Annotated in this window: 22 protein-coding genes and 1 tRNA gene; 8 read left to right on the forward strand and 15 right to left on the reverse strand. The window is 66.3% G+C overall.

Going from position 1 to position 25,631, the window contains the following annotated elements; translation table 11 throughout:
• Window positions 1-54: 54 nt before the first annotated feature.
• The 6 genes from ACTJKX_RS10255 to ACTJKX_RS10280 all read right to left on the reverse strand — a co-directional run bounded on the left by ACTJKX_RS10255 (window position 55) and on the right by ACTJKX_RS10280 (window position 4,992).
• Window positions 55-1,164: an extracellular solute-binding protein gene (locus ACTJKX_RS10255; RefSeq protein WP_440725200.1), complete on the reverse strand. Its 1,110-nt coding sequence runs from the start codon at window positions 1,162-1,164 to the stop codon at window positions 55-57.
• Window positions 1,165-1,168: 4 nt separating this feature from the next.
• Window positions 1,169-1,861: a helix-turn-helix domain-containing protein gene (locus ACTJKX_RS10260; protein ID WP_440725201.1), complete on the reverse strand. Its 693-nt coding sequence runs from the start codon at window positions 1,859-1,861 to the stop codon at window positions 1,169-1,171.
• 314 nt (window positions 1,862-2,175) lie between these two features.
• Window positions 2,176-3,360: an alpha/beta fold hydrolase gene (locus ACTJKX_RS10265; RefSeq protein WP_440725202.1), complete on the reverse strand. Its 1,185-nt coding sequence runs from the start codon at window positions 3,358-3,360 to the stop codon at window positions 2,176-2,178.
• A gap of 185 nt (window positions 3,361-3,545) precedes the next feature.
• Entirely contained in the window at window positions 3,546-4,262 is a 717-nt protein-coding gene (locus tag ACTJKX_RS10270) for an SDR family NAD(P)-dependent oxidoreductase (RefSeq protein ID WP_440725203.1), read from the reverse strand.
• Window positions 4,263-4,383: 121 nt separating this feature from the next.
• Window positions 4,384-4,468, reverse strand: a tRNA-Leu gene (locus ACTJKX_RS10275).
• 146 nt (window positions 4,469-4,614) lie between these two features.
• Entirely contained in the window at window positions 4,615-4,992 is a 378-nt protein-coding gene (locus tag ACTJKX_RS10280) for a VOC family protein (RefSeq protein WP_440725204.1), read from the reverse strand.
• Between the two features lie 417 nt (window positions 4,993-5,409).
• Between ACTJKX_RS10280 and ACTJKX_RS10285 the strand changes: the two genes are divergently transcribed.
• Complete coding sequence (locus tag ACTJKX_RS10285) at window positions 5,410-7,350, forward strand: extracellular solute-binding protein (RefSeq protein WP_440725370.1); 1,941 nt, start codon at window positions 5,410-5,412, stop codon at window positions 7,348-7,350.
• Between the two features lie 161 nt (window positions 7,351-7,511).
• The gene (locus ACTJKX_RS10290) at window positions 7,512-9,344 is read left to right on the forward strand and encodes an extracellular solute-binding protein (RefSeq protein WP_440725205.1); all 1,833 of its coding nucleotides are present in this window, start codon (window positions 7,512-7,514) and stop codon (window positions 9,342-9,344) included.
• 132 nt (window positions 9,345-9,476) lie between these two features.
• Here the strand turns inward: ACTJKX_RS10290 and rplS are convergent, their stop codons facing one another.
• The 6 genes from rplS to ffh all read right to left on the reverse strand — a co-directional run bounded on the left by rplS (window position 9,477) and on the right by ffh (window position 14,533).
• Window positions 9,477-9,845 carry a 50S ribosomal protein L19 gene (gene rplS / locus ACTJKX_RS10295; protein ID WP_068291206.1) on the reverse strand — a complete coding sequence of 123 codons (369 nt, stop codon included), beginning with the start codon at window positions 9,843-9,845 and terminating at the stop codon, window positions 9,477-9,479.
• A gap of 245 nt (window positions 9,846-10,090) precedes the next feature.
• Window positions 10,091-10,804 carry a tRNA (guanosine(37)-N1)-methyltransferase TrmD gene (gene trmD, locus ACTJKX_RS10300; protein ID WP_440725206.1) on the reverse strand — a complete coding sequence of 238 codons (714 nt, stop codon included), beginning with the start codon at window positions 10,802-10,804 and terminating at the stop codon, window positions 10,091-10,093.
• A 234-nt stretch (window positions 10,805-11,038) separates the two neighbouring features.
• A complete protein-coding gene (locus ACTJKX_RS10305) occupies window positions 11,039-11,752 on the reverse strand; it encodes an HAD family hydrolase (RefSeq protein ID WP_440725207.1) in 714 nt (237 codons plus the stop codon).
• The gene (gene rimM, locus ACTJKX_RS10310; RefSeq protein ID WP_415084356.1) at window positions 11,742-12,314 is read right to left on the reverse strand and encodes a ribosome maturation factor RimM; all 573 of its coding nucleotides are present in this window, start codon (window positions 12,312-12,314) and stop codon (window positions 11,742-11,744) included. The genes ACTJKX_RS10305 and rimM overlap by 11 nt, the downstream gene beginning before the upstream one ends.
• A 230-nt stretch (window positions 12,315-12,544) precedes the next feature.
• Window positions 12,545-12,910, reverse strand: coding sequence for a 30S ribosomal protein S16 (gene rpsP / locus ACTJKX_RS10315; protein WP_311934490.1), 366 nt, complete (start codon window positions 12,908-12,910; stop codon window positions 12,545-12,547).
• 54 nt (window positions 12,911-12,964) lie between these two features.
• Window positions 12,965-14,533, reverse strand: a complete 1,569-nt coding sequence (gene ffh, locus ACTJKX_RS10320) for a signal recognition particle protein (protein WP_394310897.1) — start codon at window positions 14,531-14,533, stop codon at window positions 12,965-12,967.
• 371 nt (window positions 14,534-14,904) lie between these two features.
• Here ffh and ACTJKX_RS10325 point away from each other — a divergent pair, with 371 nt between their 5' ends.
• The 6 genes from ACTJKX_RS10325 to hisN all read left to right on the forward strand — a co-directional run bounded on the left by ACTJKX_RS10325 (window position 14,905) and on the right by hisN (window position 22,806).
• On the forward strand, window positions 14,905-15,834 hold the full coding sequence (locus tag ACTJKX_RS10325) for a glutaminase (protein ID WP_394310899.1): 930 nt from the start codon (window positions 14,905-14,907) through the stop codon (window positions 15,832-15,834).
• A 90-nt stretch (window positions 15,835-15,924) separates the two neighbouring features.
• The gene (locus tag ACTJKX_RS10330) at window positions 15,925-16,437 is read left to right on the forward strand and encodes a DUF1993 domain-containing protein (protein ID WP_311934494.1); all 513 of its coding nucleotides are present in this window, start codon (window positions 15,925-15,927) and stop codon (window positions 16,435-16,437) included.
• Window positions 16,438-16,498: 61 nt separating this feature from the next.
• Window positions 16,499-17,755, forward strand: coding sequence for a metallophosphoesterase family protein (locus ACTJKX_RS10335; protein ID WP_440725208.1), 1,257 nt, complete (start codon window positions 16,499-16,501; stop codon window positions 17,753-17,755).
• On the forward strand, window positions 17,752-21,216 hold the full coding sequence (locus tag ACTJKX_RS10340) for an AAA family ATPase (RefSeq protein ID WP_440725209.1): 3,465 nt from the start codon (window positions 17,752-17,754) through the stop codon (window positions 21,214-21,216). Before ACTJKX_RS10335 ends, ACTJKX_RS10340 begins: the two co-directional genes overlap by 4 nt.
• A gap of 118 nt (window positions 21,217-21,334) precedes the next feature.
• Window positions 21,335-21,646 (forward strand): hypothetical protein, encoded by a 312-nt coding sequence (locus ACTJKX_RS10345; protein ID WP_156771603.1) that lies wholly within the window; start codon window positions 21,335-21,337, stop codon window positions 21,644-21,646.
• Window positions 21,647-22,017: 371 nt separating this feature from the next.
• Window positions 22,018-22,806, forward strand: a complete 789-nt coding sequence (gene hisN, locus ACTJKX_RS10350; RefSeq protein ID WP_311934497.1) for a histidinol-phosphatase — start codon at window positions 22,018-22,020, stop codon at window positions 22,804-22,806.
• Window positions 22,807-22,827: 21 nt separating this feature from the next.
• Here hisN and ACTJKX_RS10355 read toward each other — a convergent pair whose 3' ends face one another.
• From ACTJKX_RS10355 to ACTJKX_RS10365, 3 genes are all read right to left on the reverse strand, one after another.
• Window positions 22,828-23,784 carry an alpha/beta hydrolase gene (locus tag ACTJKX_RS10355; RefSeq protein WP_311934498.1) on the reverse strand — a complete coding sequence of 319 codons (957 nt, stop codon included), beginning with the start codon at window positions 23,782-23,784 and terminating at the stop codon, window positions 22,828-22,830.
• Between the two features lie 134 nt (window positions 23,785-23,918).
• Window positions 23,919-24,392: a hypothetical protein gene (locus tag ACTJKX_RS10360; protein WP_311934499.1), complete on the reverse strand. Its 474-nt coding sequence runs from the start codon at window positions 24,390-24,392 to the stop codon at window positions 23,919-23,921.
• 215 nt (window positions 24,393-24,607) lie between these two features.
• A complete protein-coding gene (locus ACTJKX_RS10365) occupies window positions 24,608-25,456 on the reverse strand; it encodes a helix-turn-helix domain-containing protein (protein WP_311934500.1) in 849 nt (282 codons plus the stop codon).
• Window positions 25,457-25,631: the final 175 nt, after the last annotated feature.

A 25,631-nucleotide genomic window follows, 5' to 3' on the forward strand; every position in this document is an offset into this window, starting at 1 on the left:
GTGGAACCTTCGAACTGCCTACCGGTGCCTGTGGCGCGAGCCGAACTTTCCGCCTCAATTGCCCGCCAGCAGGGAGCCCCATTTCTCGTTCAGGGCCTCGAAGTTCTCGGTCCAGAAGGCCGTGTTGAAGCCATAGCCCTGCTTGACACGCTCGGGGGTGTTGGTGAGGAAGGCCTGCACCTGGGCGTCGACCTGCGGCTTGGACTCGTTGTTGACCGGAGAGTAGGAGGTCTTCTGGGTCAGGGCCTCCTGCGCGCTCTTGCCGAGATAGGCGTTGATCAGCGCATGGGCGGCGGCGGGATCCTTGACGCCGACCGGAATGGTGAGCTGGTCCTTGACCACCAGCCAGTCCTGCCAGACGGGCGTGTATTTGGCACCGTTCTTGACGGCGGTCATGGCGCGGCCGGTCCACATCAGCAGCATGTCGATCTCGCCGGATTCGGCGAGCTGCTGGGATTCGGCGCCGGTCTTCCAGAACACGGTGTCGGGGCCGAGGGCCTTGATCCTGGCGATGGCCGTGTCGATGTCCGCAGGCGTCATCTTGTCCACCGGATGGCCGTCGGCCAGCAGCGCCTGTTCGAGCAGGCCGACCGGCGGGTCACCGCTGCCGTCGATGCCGCGCGTACCCGGGAAGTTCTTGGTGTCGAAGAAGTCCTTCCAGTTCTTGGGCGGATGGTCCTTGAACTTGTCGGTCTTGTACATCAGCACGATGCCGTAGTTCATGGCCGGCACGCTGCAGGGGCCGACCTGGCCGGGCGGAATGTGGGAGACGTCGATCTTGGTGAAGTCGAGCTTCTGGAAATATTTGCCGCAATAGGCGAAGGGCGCGAGGTCGCCGGTATCGACGACGTCCCAGCTGACATTGCCCGATTCGATCTGGGCCTGGAGCTTGGCGAGCTCGGTCGGGCCGTCGTTCAGGAGCTTGACGCCGGACTTGTCGGCGAATTCCTTCAGCGCGGCGTTCTGGCCGTCCTGGTAGATGCCGCCATAGGAGACGAAGGTCAGCGTCTTGCCCTTCAGCGAGCCCTCGGCGATGGTGCCGGCGGGCGGCGCGTTCTGGGCCAGGGCCGACGAGGCCGCCAGCAGGGCGAAGGCAGCGCCGGCCAGGCCGGCGCAAAATGCCTTAGCGCAAGATCTTTGGGCAAATGCCGTTGCAGTTGTCATCCCGTTATCCCTCTGAAGACTCGCTTGTTTGTTCTGGTGATCCGGATGCGAGCGATTTCCGGATCACATATTGGTCGAGATCGGCGGCGCCGCTGGTCGGGGGGGAGATGATCCACACCACCTCGGCCGGGGTGTCGCCGATGTTCACCGTCTTGTGCGGCGTCGAGGACGAATATTCGATGCTGTCACCTGCCTCGAGGATGAAGCTCTCCTGGCCGAGCGTCAGCTGCAGGCGTCCGCGCAGCACCAGGAACATTTCGTGGGAATTGCCATGGGTATAGGGCTGGTCGCCCGTGGAGCCGCCGATGTCGAACTCGCCGGAATAGACTTCGAGGTCGCGAAGCGGGCGCCGCGACAGCAAGGTCTTGTGGCAGCCGCCGCTGGCCGGCAAGGCCGGGCGCTCGGAGCGGGAGACGACCTTGTGCGGCAGAGCCTCGCCCTCGTCGAAGAGGTCGGCGACATTGATGCCGAGGGCGTTGGCGATCCCCATCAGCGTGGAGGTGTTGGCGCCGGAAAGCCCGCGTTCGAGCTGGGAGAGGAAGCTGGCCGTGGTGCCGGTGAGATCGCCGAGCTCGCGCAGGGTCAGCCGGCGCGCAGTGCGGAAGGCCTTGACGCGCTGGCCCAAAATGCTGGAGCGCCGCGCCTCCAGATTGGGTGCGGCGCCGCTGTCGGCAGTGTGATCGTCGGCACGCTTCATCAGGGCCTCGGCAAGTTCACTTAACAAGTCATAAAGTGAATTGCCGTACTTAACAAGCCATAAAGTGAACTTGGATCCGCGACCCCGGTGGCCCGGTGTGGCCGAAAATCGATGGGACTCGACTTTTGTCATTGCCGGGCTTGTCCCGGCAATCCAGGGCCGCAGCCTCAACGAACAGCGGTAGCTGGATGCCCGGGACAGGCCCGGGCATGACAAAATTGAGCTTTTCCCGGCTTCGTTGCGATTGTTGCGTCAGTCTCTCCAGACCGGCCCGGACCCGTTACCCTTGTCGCCGAACCTGGCGGTCTCTGCCCTCAATTCGCCGTAGCCGGCTGGCCGAGCTTGATAACTTCCGCCTTACCGGGCTCGGTGACGATGTGGTCGAGCGCCGGCGGCTTGTCGCTGTGCAGGAGATCGCTGGTGGGCGCGCCGGTCTTGATGAAGGCATCGATGTCGGCGGCGACGGCGTCCGGCGCACCCCATTGCACGTTATGGCCGATATCGCTGACCTGCGCCCCGGAAGCCGGCAGCGGGATCACGCCGTAGCGCTTCCAGAAGGCAGGGATGCCCTTGGTCTTGGCTGCCTCGGAGAGGGACTGCTTCAGCCAGGTCTGGTCGGCCTCTAGGAAGATGCTGTCCTGCGTCGCCCAGAGGACCAGCACGGGTACCGAGAAGCTTTTCAGCCGCTCGGTGTTGTCGGTGGCGAGCAGCGCCTTGCTGGCGCCGATCCAGGTGCCGAGCCGCACATTGGCGGTCTCCGGCACATAGGGCTTGAGGAAGGCGGGATCGGCAGCCGGGTCGACCACCCAGTTCTTGGCGATCCAGTCCTCGGCCTTGGGATCGGCCTTCAGCGGGGTGAGCATGTAGAAGCCGGCGGGATATTTCCAGCCCTTGGCCTCCAGCGCCTTCTTCCAGGAGCCTTCCACCGGCTCCTTCAGCACGTAGTCGCGCAGGGCGACATTGTCGACGCCCTTGGTGGAACTCGCCACCAGTACGGCACGCTCGACCAGTTCGGGGTGCTCCAGCGCGACTTCCTGGGTGACGAAACTGCCGAGCGAATGGCCGGCCAGAGTCGCCTTGGCGATCTTCTTGGCCTTCATGAAGGCGACGATGTCGCCGGCGAAATCGCTGGTCCGGAAGCATTTTTCCGGCGCGGGCGAACAGGCCGCCCGGGGTGGCATCGAGGTCTGGCCGTGGCCGCGCAGATCCATGGCGAGGATATGCAGGCCGGGATCGCGCTTGTGCAGCGCGGCCATCGTCGTCGACCAGGAGCGGATATTGTCGGTGAGGCCATGGATGAGCAGTACCGCCGGCCCGTCCTTCGGCCCGGTCTCGACATAGGCCATGGTGATGCCGCCGGGCAGCTTCACCTTGCAGCGCCCGGCCGCCAGGTCCTCGCAGCCCTTTGCTGCTGCCGGCGTGGCCCCCGCGGCGAGGCCGAGGGCCAGGGGTAGTGCGAGCAGGGCTGTCTTGGCGAGACGGATGAAAGGGGTCGGCATGCGCTTCTTCCTCCGGCAGGATTTTGCGCAACTATAGCGCCGGAAGATTGCCGGGCAATTGCCCTGAGGCGACATCCGGCGGCTCCTGGGAGCGCGGACATCCTGTCCGCTCTTCCTTTCCGTACGCTGGGCGTTTCCAAGGGCGGCCGGAGACGTGCTCGCTCCCAGGCAGCAGATCTACGGCCTCACGCCGAAACCGCCGGCACGCCCGTGGCCGGAATCGCCCCGCCCGTCACCACGCCGCCTTCCGGCGAGAGCAGGAAGGCGATCAACCGCGCGATCGCCTCCGGTGCTACCCAGGTGCTGGTATCGGCTTTGGGCATGGCGGCGCGGTTCGGCGGCGTGTCGATCACGCCGGGCAGCACGCAATTGGCGGTGATGCCGTCCTTGCGATATTCCTCGGCGATCGCCTCGGTGAGCCGGAGCAGCGCCGCCTTGGAGGCGGCATAGGCGGCCATCCCGGCCGAGGCCCTCTGCCCGGCCAGCGCCGCCACATGCACGATGCGGCCCTGGCGCGCGGCCTGCATCGCCGGCAGCACCGCGGCGCTGATGGCCAGCGCCGTGCGGGCATTGCCGGTGAGCATGGCATCCCATTGCGCAAGCGCCTTGGCGACCGGCGCCATCGCGAAGCCGCCCACCGTGTTGGCCAGCCCGCCGACCGTCCCGAACTTAGCGATTGCCTGCGCCACCGCCGCCTCGCAGGCCTCCTGCGAGGTCATGTCCGTCCCGGCGATCGACAGCACCTCGACCCCCGCCGGCAGCGAGGCGACCAGCGCCTCGAGCTTCTCGGCCGAGCGCTCCATCAGGACCAGCGGAGCGCTGCCTTTGGCAAGCTCGCGCACCACCGCGGCCCCGAGATTGCCGGCGGCGCCGGTGACGATGATGGCGGGGGACGAGGACATGGCGAGAACTCCCTGATTGGCTGAACCGGGAGAGTGTCACGGGTGGGAGCGGGAGGGAAGGGCGAGGATTGTGGCGCGAGTGACTGATCGCGGCGGCACGTCCATCAGCATGAAGTGAGATTGGTGCCCCTAGCCGGAATCGAACCAGCACTCCTTGCGGAATCCGATTTTGAGTCGGACGCGTCTACCAGTTCCGCCATAGGGGCAACGCGGCCGGCACTATAGCGAGGGATGAGGCGGCGTCAATCCGCGATTGCGGGCTTTCTCCGGGTGCACGGGCGTCCCGCCCGTTCTTGGGAGCGCCGCGCGTGCTGGCAGGGAAGAACGGGCGAGACGCCCGTGCACCCGGGGTTCACCCGCTTGCCAGGCCATGGATGTTGCCGTCGGGGTCGCGGAACCAGGCGAGTTCGAGGTCGCCGGTGCGGTGGATGTCGCCGTCCAGCGTGGTGCCGGGGATCTCGTAATGCTCGAAGGCGACGCCCTTGGCCTTGAGCGCCTCGACCAGGCGGGCCATGTCGTCGCCCACCACCCAGGTCACGGCGGTGGCGTGGTTGGTGCCGGCATTGGCGGAGACGTAGACGAGCACGATCGAGGGGCCGGCCTTGTAGGCGATGGCGCTGCCGGCGTGCTCGAAGGCGATCTCCAGCCCCACCAGGTCCTCGTAGAAGCGTCGGGCCGTGGCGAGGTCGCGCACGGGCAAAGTGGCGACGGCGAGCTTTGCTCCCAGCATGACGGTGCCTCCGGATCGCGCCTCTTGCAGTCCCGCTGCATCGGCCCGCGCCGAGGAGGGCGCCGCCATGCCATGCGAGATGCGGTCACAAGGATAAGCCCGGCCGAGCGTGTTGGCACGTGCTTTCCTGGCAGATTGTTGCGGGGGCAAGGCATGTTCAGCCACGAGCGTGGCCGGTCTCGCTCCCTGGGTTCGATGCATCCTTGCGATCGGGCGGGCGTGGACCAAGTGCCGAATGCCCTGCAAGGTGAACACGATGTCATCTTGCCGAATCAGCTGTATTTCCGCCGCATTGGCTCCTACCCTCGATGGTTTGCCGCCGCTGCCCGCCAGCGGCGCCTGCAGGCCGTGCCCGCAAGTCCCGGCCGCCCCAGGCCCGCCTCCCTGCCGATGGCAAGGGAAACCAACGGAGATCCCATGCGCCTCGTCCGTTCCCCGCTCGCTTCGGCTGCCTTCGCCGCTTTCGTGACACTGGCGATGTTCGCCTCGCAGCAGGTCCTGGCGGAGGAGGCGGCCAAGCCGGCCGAAGCCTCCGCCGGCGCGGCGGCGGGCGCGGCACCACCCTGGCGGATCGGCATCTCCCTGCTGGGCGAGCCCAAACACAAGGAGGCGTTCGACCATTTCGACTACGTCAATCCGGATGCGCCCAAGGGCGGCCAGGTGCGGCTGGCGATCAGTGGCACCTTCGACAATTTCAACATCGCGCTGATGGCGATCAACGGTGTCTCGGTGAAGGGCAACATCGAGGCCGGTGTCACCAATGTCTATCAGAACCTGATGACCTCGGCGCAGGACGAGGCTTCCACCGAATATGGCGAGATCGCCGATGCCGTGCGCTTTCCCGACGACATCTCCTCGGTGACCTTCCGCATCAATCCCAAGGCGCGCTGGCACGACGGCACCAAGCTGACGCCGGAAGACGTGGTGTGGTCCTTCGAGGTGCAGAAGGCCAACAATCTGCAGACCGCGCAATATTATCACGACGTCACCAAGGCCGAGGTCAGCGCGCCCGACCAGGTTACCTTCACCTTCTCCACCAAGGGCAATCGCGAGCTGCCCCAGATCCTCGGCCAGCTCTATGTCATGCCCAAGCATTGGTGGCTGGCCAATGGGCCCGACGGCAAGCCGCGCAACGTCGCCAACACCACGCTCGAGCCGCCGCTCGGTTCCGGCCCCTATCGCCTCAAGAGCTTCGAGGCCGGGCGCGGGGCCGTCTATGAGCGGGTCAAGGACTGGTGGGGCGCCGACCTGCCCACCGCCAAGGGCCACTATAATTTCGACGAGATCCGCTACGACTACTACACCAACACCCAGCAGCTTCCGGAACTGTTCAAGAGCGATTCCTACGACTTCCGCCTGGAGAATATCATCGCCAACTGGATGACGCTCTACAACATCCCGGCGGTGGCGGAAGGGCGTATCGTCAAGCAGGACTTCCCGTCCAACACCGTTGGCCGCATGCAGGCCTTCGCCTTCAATCTCAGGCGGCCGAAATTCCAGGATGTCAGGGTGCGCAAGGCCTTCAACCTGGTCTTCGATTTCGAGACGCTGAACCGCACGATCTTCTTCAACCAATACAAGCGCATCGGCTCCTATTTCGCCGGGCTCGACGAACTCTCCTCCAGCGGGCTGCCTGAGGGCCAAGAGCGCGACATCCTCGAAACGGTCAAGGACAAGCTGCCGCCGGAGGTGTTCACCATGCCCTATGCCAATCCGGTCAATGGCAGCGACGAGGTCCAGCGCGCCAATATCCGCGCAGCCATCGGCCTCCTGAAGGAGGCCGGGTGGGAGTTCAAGGACCGCAAGCTCACCAATGTGAAGACTGGCGAGGTGATGAAGGTGGAGATCCTGCTCTCCAGCGATACCTTCACCAGGGTCGCCTTGCCCTATGTCGAAAATCTCAAGCGTATCGGCATCGAGGCCTCGGTGCGGGTGGTCGACGACACGCAGTTCAACCAGCGCGAGAACAATCGCGATTTCGACATGATCCTGTTCGGCATGGGCCAGACCCAGTCGCCCGGCAATGAGCAACGCGACTATTGGGGCTCCGACGCCGCCGACAAGCCGACCTCGCGCAACATCATCGGCATCAAGGATCCGGCGATCGACGCGCTGGCCGACCGCATCGTCTATGCTAAGGACCGGGCCGAGCTGGTCGCCGCCACCAAGGCGCTGGACCGGGTGCTGCTCGCCGGAAACTATGTGGTACCGATGTGGTACAACGATGTATGGCACACTTTGCGCTGGAACCGCTTCGGCCAGCCGGCCGTACTTCCCACGCAGAGCCCGACCGGCGGTTTCCCCACCGTCTGGTGGTATGACCCGGCCCTGGCCGCCAAGACCGGCGCGGCCAAATAGCCTAGTCATCCCGCGCGCGATGCAGCATGCAATGCTGCTTCGCTGACGCGGGACCGCGCTCCGGGTAAAGGAGCGCTTTTCGTCTTGCGATCCCGGATCTGCGCCGCACCACTGTGTGCTGCAGCGCGTCCGGGATGACGACACCCATAAGGATCCCGCCCATGGCCGAACTCGACCGCCGCACGCTTCTGAAGACCGGCTTCTTCGGCGCAGCCTGTGCGCTGCTGCCGGCGGGCGCCTGGGGGCAGGAGGTCGAGAGCCATGGCCTGTCGACCTTCGGCGACCTGAAATATGGGCCCGACTTCAAGAAATTCGACTATGTGCGCGCCGACGCGCCCAAGGGCGGCGCCTTCTCGCAGCTGGTCTACCAGACCGGCTACAACCAGTCCTTCAACTCTTTCGACAGCCTGCACATCTACATCCTCAAGGGCACGGGCGCGGTGGGGGTGGACGCCACCTTCGCCACGCTGATGGCGCGGGCCGTGGACGAGCCGGATGCGGTGTATGGCTATGCCGCCCAATCGGTGGCCGTCTCAGCCGACAGGCAGACCTATCGCTTCCGCCTGCGCCCCGGCCTCAGCTTCCATGACGGCTCGGCGCTGACGGCGGAGGACTGCGCCTGGTCGTTCAACACATTGAAGGAGAAGGGGCATCCCTTCATCACCGAGCCGCTGCGCTTCTTCAAGGAGGCGGTGGCGGAGGCCCCCGACATCGTGCGCGTCACGCTGCTGCCCGGGCGCGGGCGCTCGCTGCCCCTGATCGTCGCCGGCCTGCCGATCTTCTCGAAGGCCTGGTGGTCGAGCCGCGATTTCACCAAATCCACGTTGGAAGCCCCGCTCGGCAGCGGGCCCTACAAGGTGGGCAAGGTCGATGTGGGCGAAGCGATCAGCTATGAGCGCGTGGCGAATTGGTGGGGGGAGAGCTTGCCCACCCAGGTCGGCACCAACAATTTCGACCGCCTGACCTGGTACTATTACCGCGATCCCTCGGTGTCCTTCATCGCCTTCGGCGCCGGCAATTACCGCTTCCGCGAGGAGACGAGCTCCGAGAACTGGGCCAAGGGCTACGACATCCCGCCCGTGCGCGACGGCCGCATCAAGCGCGAGACGGTGCCCGACCACACGCCCTCGGGCGCCCAGGGTTGGTATTTCAACACGCGCCGCGCCAAGTTTTCCGATCCCCGTGTGCGCCAGGCCCTCGGTTTCGTCTTCGATTTCGAATGGGTGAACCGGAACGTGATGTACTCGTCCTACCAGCGTACGGCCTCGATCTTCGAGAATTCGCCGCTGAAGGCCGAGGGCAAACCCGGGCCGGACGAAATCGCCCTGCTGGAGCCGCATCGCGGCAAGGTGCCCGATGCCGTCTTCGGCGAAGCCCTGCTGCCGCCGGTCTCGGATGGCAGCGGCTTCGACCGCGCCAATCTGCGCACGGCGCTGGGGCTCCTCAAGGAGGCCGGCTGGAGCCTCGACAACCGCGTCCTCAAGAATGCCAAGGGCGAGGTCTTCACCATCGAGTTCCTGGAGGAGAGCGATTTCCTCTACAAGATCACGGCCCCCTTCATCCAGAGCCTGGGCCGGCTCGGCATCGCTGCGAGTTTCCGCGCCGTCGATTCCTCGCAATATCAGCGCCGCACCGACGCGTTCGACTATGACATCATTTCCCGCCGTGCCACTTACGGCCTGACCCCGGGCGAAGACATGCGCGGGCCTTTTTCCAGCCGGACGGCCGCCGTGCCTGGCTCGAGCAATATCTCCGGCATCGCCGATCCAGTGCTCGATGCCCTGATCGACGCCATCGCCGCCGCCGACAGCCGGGTCGCGCTCGTCGCGGCGTGCCGCGCCTTCGACCGCGTGCTGCGCGCGGGCTATTACTGGGTGCCGATGTACAACCGCCCGAACCACTGGCTGGCCTATTGGGACGAGTTCGAGCATGGCGATCCCGGCGTGATCTACGACCGGGGCATTCCTGATCTGTGGTGGGCCAAGAAGACGTAGTTTCCAGGGACCGCCGGCTTCCAGCCGGCTCTTCTTGACTCCCAGAGCCGGCTGGAAGCCGGCGGTCCCTGGGAAACGCAAAACGCCGGCCCGTTGCCGGGCCGGCGTCGAAATCCGTCAAAGGCGTCGGACTTACTTCTTGTAGTCGACGCGCTCGGCGATGCGGGCAGACTTGCCGCGGCGATCGCGCAGGTAATAGAGCTTGGCGCGACGGACCTTGCCGCGGCGGACCAGCTTGATGGAATCGATCATCGGCGAGTAGAGCGGGAACACGCGCTCGACACCTTCGCCGTAGGAAATCTTGCGGACGGTGAAGCTCTCCTGCAGGCCGCCGCCGTCGCGGGCGATGCAGACGCCTTCATAGGCCTGAACGCGGGTGCGCTCGCCTTCCTTCACCTTGACGTTCACGATGACCGTGTCGCCGGGCTGAAATTCGGGAATGTCCTTGCCGGCCGAAAGGCGGGCAATTTCTTCCTGCTCGATAGTCTGAATCAGGTTCATGTTCGATCTCCGCGCGTACCCGAAGGACGCATCTTGCTCTTACTTGAAGTGGAGGCGTGCCAATACGCCATTACGGAAGGCGAGTCCACCGAATTCGGTGATGCTGTCATCCCGGACGCATCGCAGCATGCAATGATGCGATGCAGATCCGGGACCGCTGTCAGGCGGGGCGCTTGTCTCCTCTGGCGGTCCCGCGTCTGCGCAGCGTCACTTCGTGCCGCGGCGCGCGCGGGATGACCAGGTACCTACCTTCTCTTCTTCTTCGGCGGCGGCTGGCGCGCCTCATAGGCCGCCCACAGGTCCGGCCGGCGCTCACGCGTCAGCGCCTCCGCCTCGCTCCGGCGCCAGGCCGCGATGTTCTTGTGGTGGCCCGAGCGTAGGATGTCGGGAATCGCGCGGTCCTCGAAGGTGAGGGGCCTGGTGTAGTGCGGATATTCGAGCAGGCCGTTCTCGAAGCTCTCCTCGTCGCCGGAGGTGGCGCCGCCCATCACGCCGGGCAGCAGCCTGACGCAGGCGTCGATCAGCACCATGGCGCCAAGCTCGCCGCCCGAGAGCACATAGTCGCCGATCGAGACCTCGGTGAGGCCGCGCGCCTCGATCACCCGCTGGTCGACGCCCTCGAAGCGCCCGCACACGATCACGGCGCCGTCCCCGGCCGCCAGCGCCCGTACATGGGCCTGCTGCAGGGGCAGGCCGCGCGGCGACATCAAAAGGCGCGGGCGGCCGTCATCACCGAGGGCATCGATGGCCTGCGCCAGCACGTCGGCACGGATCACCATGCCCGGGCCGCCGCCGGCCGGCGTGTCGTCGACGGAGCGATGGCGTCCCTGGCCGAAATCGCGGATATTGCTGACATCCAGCGCCCAGGTGCCGGTTGCCAGGGCTTCGCCCGACAAGGAGACGCCGAGCGGCCCCGGGAACATCTCGGGATAGAGGGTGAGGATGGAGGCGCGCCACATGGACAATCTCGCTTGAGGTACGGGCGCGAAAGCCTTCCCCACGCAGTGGGGAAGGTGTCATTGCGCAGCAATGACGGATGGGGTGCGGCCCGCTAGTGCATTCTATCCGGAAGGGGCACCGCTAGCGGGCTGCACCCCATCCGACCCGACTTCGTCGGGCGCAGTAACATGTTCGCTCGCGAACATGTTACGGACTTCCCCACTGCGTGGAGAAGGCGAGTTGCGTTTCATACTTTACCCTTCGAGCAGCCCCTTCAGCCTCTCGTCCGTGAAGTCCTTGATCGAGAACACGGTGTTCGAGCCGTCAAGTGCCGCATCGTCCAGCATGGTCTTGACGCCTACGGCACGCATGCCGGCATTGCGGGCGGCCTCGATGCCGAGCGGCGCGTCCTCGAACACCACGCATTGGCCGGGCGCCAGGCCCATCGCTTCGGCAGCGGCGAGGAAGAGGTCGGGATGCGGCTTGCCGCGATAGCCCATGGAGGGCGACACCACGGTGACGAAATGGCGGCGCAGATCGAGCCCGTCGAGCACCAAAGCGGCATTCTCCGGCGTGGCGGCGGTGGCGACCGACATCTTCTGCCCGCGAGCCTCGCAGGCAGCGATCAGTGCCATCAGGCCCGGCATCGGCGCCATCTGGCTGCGATAGATCTCGCGGTAGATCGCTTCCTTCTCCAGGCCCAGCGTGTCGAGCTCGTATTCGCTCGCATCGGGCTTGACCATGCCGACCACTTCGCGATTGGCGCGGCCGGCGGTGTCGCGAAAGAAGCGTTCGCGGTCGAAGGCCAGGCCATGGCGCTGATGCCAGGTTTCCCAGGCATCGTTGTGGACATGCATGTTGTCGACCAGCGTGCCGTCCATGTCGAAGATCAGACCGGCGACCGGCGCGCCGGCGAGCTGCCTGAAATCGCCGTCCAGGCTGCCGGTGGAACTGTGGTCAGCGCTCATCGTCGCCTGTCTCCTCGTTTTCATCAGCCGCCCCACCTTCCTCAGGCAGGATGACGACGATATGTCCGGCCTTGATATCCACCGCGGGCACGACGGCCTTGGTGAAGGGCAGCAGCAGGGGCTTGGCGCTGCCAGGCGCTTCCTTGGTGGCTTCGGGCGTGACCTCGATGATGTCGCCGGCACCGAAATCGAACAGGCCGGTGACCATGCCGATCTTGTGGCCGTCCTCATCGCGCGCGACGAGACCGATGAGGTCGGCATGGAAGAATTCGTCCTCGTCATCGGGCGTGCCCAATGCCTCGCGCTCGACGAAGAGCTGGAGATTGACGAGTTGTTCGGCACCGGTGCGGTCGCCGACGCCCTCGACCCGGGCGATCAGCACGTCCTTGGCCTGGCGCACAGTGGCCAGCTTGATCCGGCGTCCGGTCTTGGTGAGCAGGGGGCCGTAATTGGCGATGGCCAACGGCTCCTCGGTATAGGATTTCAGCCGGATCTCGCCCTTGAGCCCATGGGCTGCGCCGAAAACGCCGAGAAGAACCAGGTTTTGCGGGGCAGGGGGCATGGGGAGCCTTTAGCGAAGGGGCGCGGGATCCCCTCTCCCCAGTGGGGAGAGGGGTAGGGGAGGGATCAGGCCTCGATTCGTTGAATCGCGCCACTGCAAGCACAGCGAAGCAATCGGGTTCCTGGCCTTTGACAAGCTGGATTGCTTTGCTGCGCATTCAATGACGCGCAAGCGGTTCTTGAGTCACCCCCGACCCCTCTCCCAACTTGGGAGAGGGGAGCAGGATCAGCTTACTCGGCGGCTGCGCTGGCAGCAGCCTCGGCCTTCTTGGCCTTCTCGGCGGCGCGGTCCTGCGCCTTCTTGCCGGGAACGGCCTTGACCGGGTTGTTGCGGGCTTCGCGAGCCAGCAGGCCGGCATCGGCGAAGTGACGCAGCACGCGGTCGGTCGGCTGGGCTCCCTTGGCGATCCAGGCCTTGGCGGCTTCCAGGTCGACGGTCCAGCGCGACTTGCCCGAATCCTTGGCGATCATCGGGTCATAGGTGCCGAGCTTCTCGATGAAGCGGCCATCGCGCGGGGAGCGCGAATCGGCAACGACGACCGCGTAGAACGGGCGCTTCTTGGCGCCGCGGCGGGCGAGACGGATCTTGAGGGACATGGGTAACTCCGTTTGTCAGTTTGTTCGTCGGTGAGGTGAAAAGGTTTCGGGCGGCTATTTCTTCTTGCCGCCGAAGGGGAAGCCCGGCGGCAGGCCGCCCGGCAATTTCGGTCCGCCGAGGCCGGGAAAGCCTGGCAGTTTGGGGCCACCCGGGCCGAAATTCGGCATCTGGGGCGGCAGCTTGGGCATTTCGGAGGGCAGGCCAGAAGGCATTCCTGGCGGCATCTGGCCCTTGGCGAGGGCGTCCATGGCGCCGGGCGGCAATTGCGGCATGCCGCCGCCGAGGCCGAACATCGAGGCCATCTTGCCGAGCGCACCCTTCTTGGCGCCGCCCATCTTCTTCATCATGTCCGCCATCTGCATATGCATCTTCAGCAGGCGGTTGATCTGTTCGGGCGTGGTACCGGAGCCGGCGGCGATGCGCCGCTTGCGCGAGGCCTTGAGGATCTCCGGCTTGCGGCGCTCCTCGGGCGTCATCGATTCGATGATGGCGCGCTGGCGCTTGAACAGCTTCTCGTCGAGATTGGCGTTGGCGAGCTGGTCCTTGATCTTGCCCATGCCGGGCAACAGGCCAAGCATGCCGGACATGCCGCCGATCTTTTCCATCTGGACGAGCTGCTCGCGCAGATCGTCGAGATCGAAGGCGCCCTTCTGCATCTTGGCGGCGATCTTGGCCGCCTTTTCCGCGTCGATCGTCTCGGCGGCCTTCTCGACCAGGGAGACGATGTCGCCCATGCCGAGGATGCGGTTGGCGATGCGGGCGGGGTGGAAATCTTCGAGCGCGTCGACCTTCTCGCCGGTGCCGACCAGCTTGATCGGCTTGCCGGTGACGGCGCGCATCGACAGGGCCGCACCGCCGCGGCCATCGCCGTCGAGGCGGGTCAGCACGATGCCGGTGATGCCCAGGCGCCCGTCGAAGGCGCGGGCGGTGTTGACCGCGTCCTGGCCGGTGAGGGCATCGGCGACCAGCAGCACTTCATGCGGCTCGGTGACGGCCTTGACCTCGGCGGCTTCGGCCATCAGCGCCTCGTCGACCGTGGTGCGGCCGGCGGTGTCGAGCATGACGACGTCGTAGCCGCCGAAGCGGGCTGCATCCATGGCGCGCTTGGCGATCTGCACGGCGGACTGGCCTGCGACGATCGGCAGCACGGAGACGTCGACCTGCTTGCCGAGCACGGCAAGCTGCTCCATGGCGGCGGGACGGCGGGTATCGAGCGAGGCCAGCAGCACCTTCTTGCCGAACCTGTCGGTCAGGCGCTTGGCGATCTTGGCGGTGGTGGTGGTCTTGCCGGAGCCCTGCAGGCCGACCATCAGGATCGGCACCGGCGGCACCGCCTGCAGGTCGATGGCCTGGCCCTCGCCGCCGAGGGTCTCGATCAGGACGTCGTTGACGATCTTGACGACCATCTGGCCGGGCGTCACCGATTTCAGCACCTCGGCGCCGACGGCACGGGCGCGGACCTTGTCGGTGAAGGAGCGCACGACATCGAGCGCGACGTCCGCTTCGATCAGCGCACGGCGGATCTCGCGCATGGCTTCGCCGACATCCGCCTCGGTGAGGGCGCCACGCCGGGTGAGCTTGTCGAGCACATCGGACAGACGTGCGGAGAGACCATCGAACATTCGTCTTTTCCTGTTTGGCTTCGAGAAAGATATCGGAGCCATCGTCCCGCAAGGCAAGGCGCACAACGCAAAACACGCCCGTGGGCGCATCGCGCTGACGGGCGTTGGCCTCCATCCTCTCGGGATGGTCGGCGGAAGGGCGTCTTACTGTGTAAGAACGGGGCGGGATGTAGGGGATATGGGGGCGAGAGTCAAGGAAAGAGGGTGTTTCACCCCTCATCCCCCTGCCGGGACCTCCAGTCAACTCAAGGGAGTTGACGACACCCGCAAGGGGATGAGGGGTGAAACGTCACCCTCCCAAAGTCACCTCTTCCCAAACCGCCGCCGATTTGCGCTAAGGGAGAAGACCGACACGAAACCCGAGACCCGCCTTGCCCCAGCTTGATGAGATCGTCACCGAAATCGCGCAGGAGATGGCCTGTTACAGCGACCGCGGCGAGGTGGCGAGCTATATTCCCGAGCTTGCCCGCATCGACCCCAAGCATTTCGGCATCGCCGTCATCGATGCCGAGGGCAACGCCTATGTCGGGGGCGACGGCGACATGGCCTTCTCGATCCAGAGCATCTCCAAGGTCTTCACCCTGACCCTCGCCCTCGGCAAGGCCGGCGACCGGCTGTGGCGGCGGGTGGGACGCGAGCCCTCGGGCAGCGCCTTCAACTCGATCGTGCTCCTGGAAAACGAGAAGGGCATCCCGCGCAATCCCTTCATCAATGCGGGCGCCATCGCCGTCACCGATTTGATCCTCTCCGGGCACCAGCCGCGCGAGGCCCTGGGCGAGATCCTGCATTTCATGCGCTTTCTCGCCGACGATCCCTCGATCGCCATCGACGAGGCAGTGGCGGCGTCCGAGCAGCGCACCGGCTTCCGCAACGCGGCTCTCGCCAACTACATGAAATCCTTCGGCGTGCTCGACAATCCCGTCGACTACACGCTCGGCGTCTATTTCCATCATTGCGCCATTGCGATGTCCTGCCGGCAACTGGCGATGGCGGGGCGCTTCCTTGCCTGGCAGGGCCTCAATCCCTCCACCGGCCACCGTGTGGTGCAGGCCGAGCGGGCCCGCCGCATCAATTCGATCATGCTGACCTGCGGCCATTATGACGGCTCGGGCGAATTCGCCTATCGCGTCGGCCTGCCCGGCAAGAGCGGTGTGGGCGGCGGCATCCTCGCCGTGGCGCCGGGCAAGGCCTCGATCGCGGTGTGGGCGCCGGGGCTCGATGCCAACGGCAATTCCCATCTCGGCCGTATCGCCCTGGAGGCCCTCACCCGCCGCATGGGCTGGTCGATCTTCGGGGCGTGAGGCGAAGAAGCCGTGGCCATCGGTCGCCGAGCCAAGTAAAACACCTCCACCCAGAACATCCCCAATGCCAAAACAGGCTCGGAGGAACCCATGTCGCTCTCATACTATCAGGCCACCGTGCCGGTTTTCGTGCACACCTTGGACGCCCTCTCGGCCATTCTCGACAAGGCTGCTGCTTTTGCCGAAGCCAAGAAGGTTGATCCGGTGGTGATGTGCGGGCTCAGGCTCACCGCCGACATGCTGCCGCTCTCGCGCCAGGTCAGTACGAGCTGTGATTTTGCCAAGCTGTGTGTGGCGCGGCTTTCCGGCGTGGAGGCGCCGAAATTCAACGATGACGAGAAGGATTTCGCCGAGCTGCGCTCGCGCATCGCCAGGACGTTGGAGTTCATCCGCTCCGTGCCGCAGGCCGATGTGGAGGCTGGCGGCGGACGCGTGATCAGCCTGAAGATCGCCGGCACGCAGCGCGAGTTGAAGCCCGACGACTATCTCAACTTCTACGCCCTGCCGAATTTCTTCTTCCACGCCACCACCGCCTACGCCATCCTGCGCGCCAACGGCGTGGAACTGAGCAAGAAGGACTATCTCGGCCCGCTGTTCGACTGACGGGCCAGGGGCCCAGGCGGGTCGCCTCGACAAAGCAGCGCAATCGATCCTAAAAGCGGTGATGCGCTTTCGCTTCGTCCACGCCGCCGATCTGCATCTCGATAGCCCCATGCATGGCCTGACGGCCCGCCAGCCCGAGCTGGCGGCGCTGTTCGCCCGGGCGACGCGCGAGGCCTTCGAGGTGCTGATCGACGAGGTGCTGGCTCGGCAGGCCGCCTTCCTGGTGATCTCGGGCGACGTCTATGACGGCGACTGGCGCGACTATCACACCGGCCTGTTCTTCGCCGCACAGCTGGCACGGCTGTCGCGCGCCGGCATTCCCACCTACCTGATCCAGGGCAATCATGACGCCGAGAGCCAGATCTCGCGCAAGGTGACGCTGCCGCCCCTGGTGCATTCCTTCGGCACCCGCAAGGCCGAGACCATGGAGCTGCCCGAGCTCAAGGTCGCCCTGCACGGGCGCAGCTTCGCCGAGCGCTCCCTAAGCGACAATATCGTGCGCGATTTTCCGCCGGCGCGCCCGGGCTGGCTCAATCTCGGCTTGCTCCATACCTCGCTGGATGGTCGGGCGGGCCATGCTTCCTATGCGCCCTGCACCCTCGCCGATCTCAAGGCCCGCAATTACGACTATTGGGCGCTCGGGCATATCCATGCCGCCGAAATCGTCGCCACCGATCCCCCTGTCGTCTTCCCCGGCAATCTCCAGGGCCGCCATGTGCGGGAAAGCGGGCCGAAAGGCGCCATGCTGGTGGAGGTCGAGGATGGCACCGTCGCCGCGCTCACGCCCCTGGTGCTCGACAAGGCGCGCTGGGGGCATCGCCGCGTGGCGATCGGCGAGGCCACGACGCTGGCCGAGGTGTTGGTGCGGGTCGAGACTGCCTTGCGGGAGGAAATCGACGCGGCGGGCGAACGCCCGCTCGCTCTGCGCCTGACGCTGACGGGCGAAACCCCGGTCCACGACGGGCTTGCTGCGGATGCTCAGCATTTGCGGGCCGAGATCCAGGCGGCGGCCGACCGGGTGAGCGAACGGCTCTATATCGAGCGCATCGAGCTTGCGACCACGTCCCCGCAAATCGCGGTGGACGAGACCGTGGGCTTTGCCGATCCGCAGGGCCTGCTGGCCGGGCTGGAGACGGAGCCGGATTTCAGCGAGGCGCTGGCCGGCATCGTCGAGGACATCCTCGCCAAATTGCCGGATGAGGTCCGCCAGGCCGTGCGTGGCGAGGAGATCGGCGCTGCACTGGTGGAGGAGGCGCGCGCCGTTGCCTTGGCGCGCCTGCGCCGCGGCGGCAGGGCCGGCGCCGGGGAGGCGGCATGAAGCTTACCCGTCTCGATCTCGACCGCTACGGCCCCTTCACCGGGACACGTCTCGATTTTCGTCCCGATGCCGACCTGCACATCGTCTATGGCCCGAACGAAGCCGGCAAGAGCTCGGCACTGTCGGCGATCACCGACCTGCTCTATGGCTTTGAGCCGCGCAGCCCCGCCAATTTCAGGCATCGCTATGAGGATCTGAAGGTCGGCGCCGAACTGCAGCAAGCCGATGGCAGCGCCTTGCGGTTCTGGCGGCGCAAGCGGCTGAAGCATTCCCTCACCGACGCCGAGGACACACCGCTCGACGACGGGCTGCTCGAGCCGCTGCTGAGCGGCATCTCGCGCGAGGTCTTCCTGGCCGCCTTCGGGCTCGACCAGGCCGGCCTGCGGGAAGGCGCCCGCCAGATGCTGGCAGCCGAGGGCGAGGTGGGTGAAAGCCTGTTCGCCGCCGCTTCCGGCTTGAAGACCCTGGTCTCGGTCCGTGCCGGGCTGGAGGGCGAGGCGGACGGCTTGTTCGGCGCGCGCAAGTCGAGCAAGCGCGCCTTCTACGAGGCGCAGGAGCGCTACGACCAGGCCCGCCGTGCCTTGCGCGAGCGATCACTGCGGGCCGATGACGTGCGCGCCCTCGAAGCCGAGATCGAAGCCGGCGAGGCGCGGGCGCGCGCCCTGGCCGAGCAGCTGCGCCAGGCCGGCATCCGGCGCGCCCGCATCGATCGCGTCCGCCGCGTCGCGCCCCTGCTCGCCCGGATTGGCAAGGCCGAGTCGGCCCTGGCCGCTCTCGAGGCCCTGCCGGATCTGCCCGACGGTTTTGCCGCCGAGATCGAGGTGGCGCTGGCCCGGGCCGAGGCGGGGCGGGAGACCCTGGCGCGCCTCGAGCGGGAGGTCGAGGATGCCGAGCGGGCCCTGGCCGCGATCATCGTCGATGACGATGTGCTGGCGGCGGGCGAGGCGATCACGGCTCTCAACGAGGAGCGCGCCGCCCTGGCCAAGGCGATGCTGGACCTGCCGCGCCGGGAGGCAGAGGCACGGGAAATAGCCGATGAGCTCGACGACCTCGCCCGGCGGCTCGGCCAGAAGAACCGGGCCGCCCTTTCGGCCCTGAGCCCGGACGATCTCGCTCTCGAACGTATCCGCGTGCTGGCCGAGCGCCGGCGCGAGATCGAGCGGGAGGCGGGCGAAAACGCCCGCGCCGCCGAACGGGCCCGCGAAGCCATCGAGGCCCTGCAACGCAAGGCGGCTGCCTTCCAGGCGAGCGCCGATCCCGGTCCCCTGCGCCAGCGGCTGAAGGCCATGCAGCCGGCCCTGGCGGAAGCCGGCACCATCGAAGAGCAGGAAGGCGAATTGGCGCGCCGCCGCGCGTTGCAGCAGGAAAGGCTGGCGCGGCTGTCGCCGGCGGTGGCGGACGAGCACAGGCTCTGGGCCTGGCGCGAGCCATCCGAGGAAGCGATCGCCCAGGCCGAACGGGCCCTGGCGGCGCTGGAGAGCACGGCCAGGGAACAGGAAGCCGAAGTCCGGCGCCTGCGTGACGCCCTGGCGGAAGCCGACGCGCTCCTGGCCCAGACGGGGGACAGGGATGGACTGATCGACGATGCCACGCTGGCCCGCGAACGGTCGGAGCGCGATGCCTTGTTCGATGCCGTCCTCAGCCAACCTTCGGCGGCGGCGGCAAAGGCCTATCGCAAGATCGTCGCTGCCGTGGACGAACTTGCCGACCGCAGGCTGGCGCAGGCCGAGCATCTGGCTCGCCGGGAGGTGGTACGGCGGACGCGTGACAGGGACGCCGCGGCTCTTGCCGAGACCGAGGTCGGGATCGCGGCGCGTTTGCGTGAAAGCGAGCAGGTCAGTCAAAACTGGCAGGCCCTGTTCGCACCGCTGGGCTGCCAGGCGGAGACGCCGGTGGCGATGCGCCGCTTTCTGGTGGAACTGGCGCGGCTGCGCGAGGAACGCCAGGCGCTGCGGGATCTGGAGCTCAGGATCGAGCGGGGCCAGCGACGTCTGGCCGGGGAGCGGCCCGGCCTCGAGGCCCTTGCCGCCGAAATCGGCATTGCGGGCACGTCGACACAGAGCCTGCCCAGTCTGGTGCGGCTGATCGAGGATGGCCTCGCTGCGCTCGAACTCGGGGCCCGCGAGGCCCGCTCTCTCGCCGACCAGCTGGAAGCCAGCCGCACCGAGCTTGCCCGGGCGGAAAAATCGCGAGAGGCGGCCGAGGCCGCCCGCGACGCCAGCCAGGCGGATTGGGCAGCGGCTCTCGCCGTTCTCGGATTGGCGCCGGAAGCGAGTCCCCAGGAAGCAGCCAAGGCGAGCGAGCTCTGGATCGCCGTGCAGGGCAAGCTGGCCCAGCTCGGCAGCCTGGAGCACCGCATCGCCAGCATTCTCGACGACAGCACCACCTTCGCGCAGCGGGCTGCCGGCCTCGTCGACAGGCTCCCCTCCGAGGCGAGCGGCGAGCCGGCGGAGACGGCTCTCGGCCTGATGGCGGCGCTGACGGCGGCCCGCGACGCGGCGATCCGGCGGCGCACCGCACGGGAGGGCCTGGATCGCTACCGCGCCGCGCTGGCCAAGGCGGAGGCGGCTCAAACAGGCCATGACGAAGCCATTGCCGGTCTGGCCGCCACGGCCGGCCGCGAACCAGCAGCGCTTGCCGCGCTGGCGGCCGATCTCGCCCTGCGCGCCGGCCTCGACCGTGAACTCGCGGCGGCCCGGGCCGAACTGGGCGGACAGGGCGACGGTTTGGAAGAGGCGGCTCTAAGGGCCGAAGCGGCCGAGATCGGCGTCGACGAGGCCGCGGGCGAGAGCGAGGCAGTGCAGGCCGAACTTAACGGCCTGATCGAAGCGGACAAGCAGGCGGCCCTGGCCCTCGGGGAATTGCGGCGGCGGCGCGAGGCGATCGAGCGGGAAGCCGGCGCAGCCGGGGCGGCCCAGGCGTTGGAGGATGCCCGCAGCGACCTTGCCCGCATCACCCGTGACTATCTGGTGCTGAAGGCGGCTTCCCTGCTGCTCGAGGCGGGGCTCGAGCGCCAGCTCCGCTCCGAGCAGGGGCCATTGCTCGCACGGGCGGGCGGCCTGTTCGCCACCATCACCGCCGGCGGCTTTGCCGGCATCGCCACGCTTTATGACGAGGCCGACAGGCTGCGCCTTGCCGCACGCCGCCCCGATGGCGGCACCACCGACATCGGCGGCCTGAGCGAGGGCACGCGTGACCAGCTCTATCTGTCGCTACGCCTCGCCCATCTCGAAGCCATGGCGGCGCGACGCGAGGTGCCGCCTTTCGTCGGCGACGATCTGGTGATGACCTTCGACGAGGAGCGCGTCGCCGCTGCGCTGCAGGTGCTGGCGGCCAAGGAATCGGGGCTCCAGAAGATTCTGTTCACCCACCACCGCCATGTGATAGAGATCGCGCGTGAACGCCTGGGACCGGCCGTCGACATCATCGCGCTGGACCCGCAAAACCCGTCCGAAAGCTGACGGAAGCGTTCATAGTCCATTCAGCTTGTACCCCCTAAAGTGCACCCCATGAGTTCAAGGGCACAAAGCAGCTACCGATGGTGGCGCTTCTGGAGCGCCCCTCCGTGAGGAATTGATCATGTTGAAGAAAATTCTCGCATCGGCCCTGGTTGTTGCCACTGTTGCCGGTGCCTCGATGGCGACCACCGGCACCGCCGAAGCTCGCTATGGCCGTGGCGGCGCCTTCGCCGGCGGTGCGGCAGCCGGCCTCGTCGGCGGCCTGCTCCTCGGCGGCGCGCTGTCAAACCGTGATCGCGGCTATGATTATGATGACGGCTATTACGAGCCCGCTCCGGTCTATGTGCAGCCCCGCTGCTGGTTCGAGCGCCAGCGCGTGCCGAACCAGTACGACTACGGCTATCATGTCGAGCGCGTGCGCGTCTGCCGCTAATCGAATATCACGGTAGCGTCCCGGCACCGGCCCCGACAGGTGGCTGGCAGCCGGGCCCCGGAACCCCGCCGCGAGGCGGGGTTTTCATTTTCAAAAACCGGTTTGCTCCGGCGGGAATCTGCTCTAGAGCAGAGCCCGTTCAGACTGAGACGCGCTTTGCTCCAACTCCTCGTTGACATGCCTTTGCGTGCCCCGGCGATTTCGCCGGAACGCAAAAGCCTCTAAAGCGTCTTGCGATTTGGTGGAATCACCAAGAATCGCAAAGACGCGTCGGATCAACAAGCTAGAGAAAAAAAGCGTTCACGCCTGAACGCGTTTTGCTCTAGGGGAGACCGGCGCAGACGAAGCGCTCTGGCCGCGCGGAGAAAAAGATGGCACCGGTGGATTTCGAAGCCTTCGTGGATGAACTCGCCAATGTTTCGGGCACCACGATCCTGCCTTTCTTCCGTTCGGCCCTGGCCACGGAAGACAAGTCCGGCGGCGGCAATTTCGATCCTGTCACGGAGGCCGACCGAGGCGCCGAGGCGGTGATCCGCCAGAAGATCCGGGCGATGTTTCCCAGCCATGGCGTGATGGGCGAGGAATATGGCTCCGAACGCCTGGATGCCGAATTCGTCTGGGTGCTCGACCCGATCGACGGCACCAAATCCTTCATCTCCGGCATGGTCGGCTGGGGCACGCTGATCGGCCTCCTGCGCAATGGGCAGCCCTGCTATGGCATGATGCACCAGCCCTTCACGCGCGAACGTTTTTCGGGCGATGGCGGCTCGGCCAAATATCGCGGCCCCGGTGGTGAGCGCGCCATGCGCACCCGCTCCTGCGCAGGCCTCGCCGATGCCGTGCTCTACACCACCAGCCCCCGCCTAATGGCCGAGGCCGATCGGGCCTTGTTCTCCGTCGTGGAAGAGAAGGTGAAGCTCTCGCGCTATGGCGGCGACTGCTATGCTTATGCCATGCTGGCGATGGGCCTGGTCGACTTGGTAATCGAATCCAACCTGCAGCCTTACGACATCACGGCCCTGATCCCGATCGTGGAAGGCGCCGGCGGCGTCATCACCACCTGGGATGGCGGTCCAGCCCAGGCCGGCGGCCGCATCGTCGCGGCGGGCGATGCGCGCGTGCATGCGGCGGCGCTTTCCCTGCTGCAGGCACAGGGCTGAGGATCTCCTGCGGTCCCGGACTTACGCCTGCGTGCCCGGCACGAAGGCGTCGAAGGCAGCCCAGAAGGCCTCGCGGATGGCGTCGCGTTCCTGGGTGATCTCGTGGCGCGAGCCGGGCAGGGTCAGGGTCCGGGTGGCATAGAGCTTGGCCGCGAAATGCTGGGCGGCCGGCGAGGAAACCACGTGATCGTCGCCCGCCAGCAGGACCAGGGTGGGGATCCGCCAATCTGCTCCGAAGCGCGGGTCGGCCAGCCGGTCCATCACCCGGAAGGCAGCCCGGACCCAGCCGATCGTCGGCCCGCCGATGGCAAGCTCGGGGGCGTCGCGGGCGATGCGGGCGGCGCGGTCATAGCGGGCCTTGTCCGAGGTCACCGGATTGCCGTCGAAAGGTTTGAGCCCGACCGGGCGGGGCGACCAGCCCGGCACGATCAGCCGTCCCAGCCCAAGCCCGCCGAGGAAACGGGCGAGCCAGCGCGCACCGGGGGGCTTGCGGTCGATCTCGATCATGGGCGCGGTGACGACGAGCCGGTCGAACCAGATCGAGCCGGGCGGCAGATTGGCGAACAGGATGGCGCCGCCCATCGAATGGGCCAGCCCATAGAAGGGGCCGGGACATTCGGGCAAGGCGATCTTGCGCATGAAGGCATCGAGATCCGGCCCGAAATCGCCGAAATCGTCGATATGGCCGAGGCGCCCGTCGCGCAGCAGACGGTCGGATCCGCCTTGCCCCCGCCAATCGAGGGTTGCCACGGCAAAGCCCCGCGCCCGCAATTCGCGGATGAGTTCGAAATATTTCTCGATGAATTCGGAGCGCCCCTGGAACAGGCAGACCGTTCCCTTGGGATGCGGTGACAGCGAGGGCCAGCGCGCCGTGCGCAAAGTGATGCCGTCCCGGGTGGTGAGCGCCTCGACGATGGCGCCGGCCGGGCAGGGATTGTCTGGGCTGTCGTGGAGCCGGGGGCCAGTAGGCTGGAGCATGACTTGCTCCTTAGCATTTTTTGCCGCGGCAGCGTCAAATAACGAGCCCGCCCGCGCCGAGGGCGCAGGCGGGCTGCCGGACCGCTCCGGAGCACGCCGAGCTATCGAGCCAGGAACTGAACTTCGGCTCGAGCCTACCAGCGTGGACCACTCCAGGGACGCGGTGGGACCCAACTGTCGTTGTCCCATTGCCGGGGCGGGCGAGCCCAGCCCAATTGCCGCAATCCCGTAATTTCGGTGGTATGGCCGTCGATGACGATGAGCACGCGCCCGCCTTCCGAACCCTCCGCCTCGGCGATATAGCTGTCGCCGCGTACCCGCTTGATGACGACATTGTGGTATCCCCGGCCGGCGAGGCTCGAAATGATGGCGCGCGGTGGCAATAGGCGCGGATTGCCTGCCATGTCGGGTCCCTGGTCCGGTCCCTGGCCGATCTCGTCGGGAGCCTGGGGAAGGCCTCGATTGCGCCCCAGCGCCGGTGCCTGCTGTGGCGTCTGGGCATAATTATTCAGCGAATTTTGTGCGAAAGCAGCGTTCACGTCGGTCTGAAGGCCCAGGGTCAGCAGGGCCAGACCGGCAATCACCCCCAAAAGGGCTCGGCAGGGCATGAAGCTTCTCCAGACCAGATGCTAGAACGCTTTGCGACCGGTCGGAATCACCGGAGGTCGCAAAGAGACGTCGAGACGAAACGTTGGCGCAGACGAGCATTCGATCGCGAATGCCCTTGACTTGAGGCGGACCATAACCGGATTAGTGTGAACAATCATGCAAGCACCCGTTCACGTGGCGTTCATCTTGCGTGGAGGATGCGCCCGTCGGGCCCTCAGTCGAGAGAGGCGCCGAGATCGCGCAGATAGGCTGCCGCAACATGGGGCTGAACCGTGGCGGTGCGTACGATGTCCTCGAAACGGCGCGTCAGCATGCGGATATGCTCGCTGGCATTGAGCACCAGGTAGGTCGGCCCGAGATAGACTGCGGCGCGGGAATTGCCAAAGATGGTGAAGGGGGCCGAATAGGTCTGCCTGAGATCGTAGAGATTGAGCCGCAACGTCGGATAGAGTTCGTCCACCAGGCTGGCCATGGTGTTGAACTGGGCCTTGCGGGCGGCGGCATCGAACCCCTCCCATTGAGCGTGGCCCCTGGCGAAGAGTTCCAGCGCCTGGACGGAGACGCAGGCCTCCATCTCGCCGCCATCGCGGATGGAGGCAATGGTCAGCCGCCGCCGCTCGGCCAGTGCCGGCTTTGAATCGGGGCCGAGCGCCGCTGCATATTCGAACTGCATCACTTCGTCGGTCTTCAGGAAGTCGGGAAAGCTCATCGGCACGGTGCGCAGCTTGCGCCCGGCTGCCTCGGCATGCCAGCGCAGGAAGCGCTCGTTGAAGGGAGCGTGGGCCTGGGTCTCGATGGTCAGCACGGCTTCCACCAGTTCCGCACCGATCTGCTCGCGCTGGCTCAGGCCCAGCAGCCAGTCGATCGAGATACGGCACCCCTTGGCGATGGCCGCCAAGGTTTCGGCCCGGGGCAGGCGGTCGTTCTCCGCCGAGAGCAATTGCGACAGGGTGGAGCGGTCGATGCCGACATGGCGGGCAAAGCCCGCCTGGTTGAGGCCCGTCTGGGCGATGACCCGTTCGAGTCGGTCACGAAAGCTCTGCGCCGCGGAGGGATGCGCCATTTTTTGCCCTAGATGTTTATGTTGGTCAACAAATAATGGAATAATCTACAAGAGAGAGCATTAGACGACAAATGTCAATGTTATGCGACAACACAATCCTTGTGTGATTTGGGCTTTCACCGCATCATCACTGTAATTGTGGAGTGATTTGAATGCGTAAGGCTGAGATTCAGGC

The organism is Labrys sp. 22185, assembly GCF_052045555.1.
GTDB lineage: Bacteria > Pseudomonadota > Alphaproteobacteria > Rhizobiales > Labraceae > Labrys > Labrys neptuniae.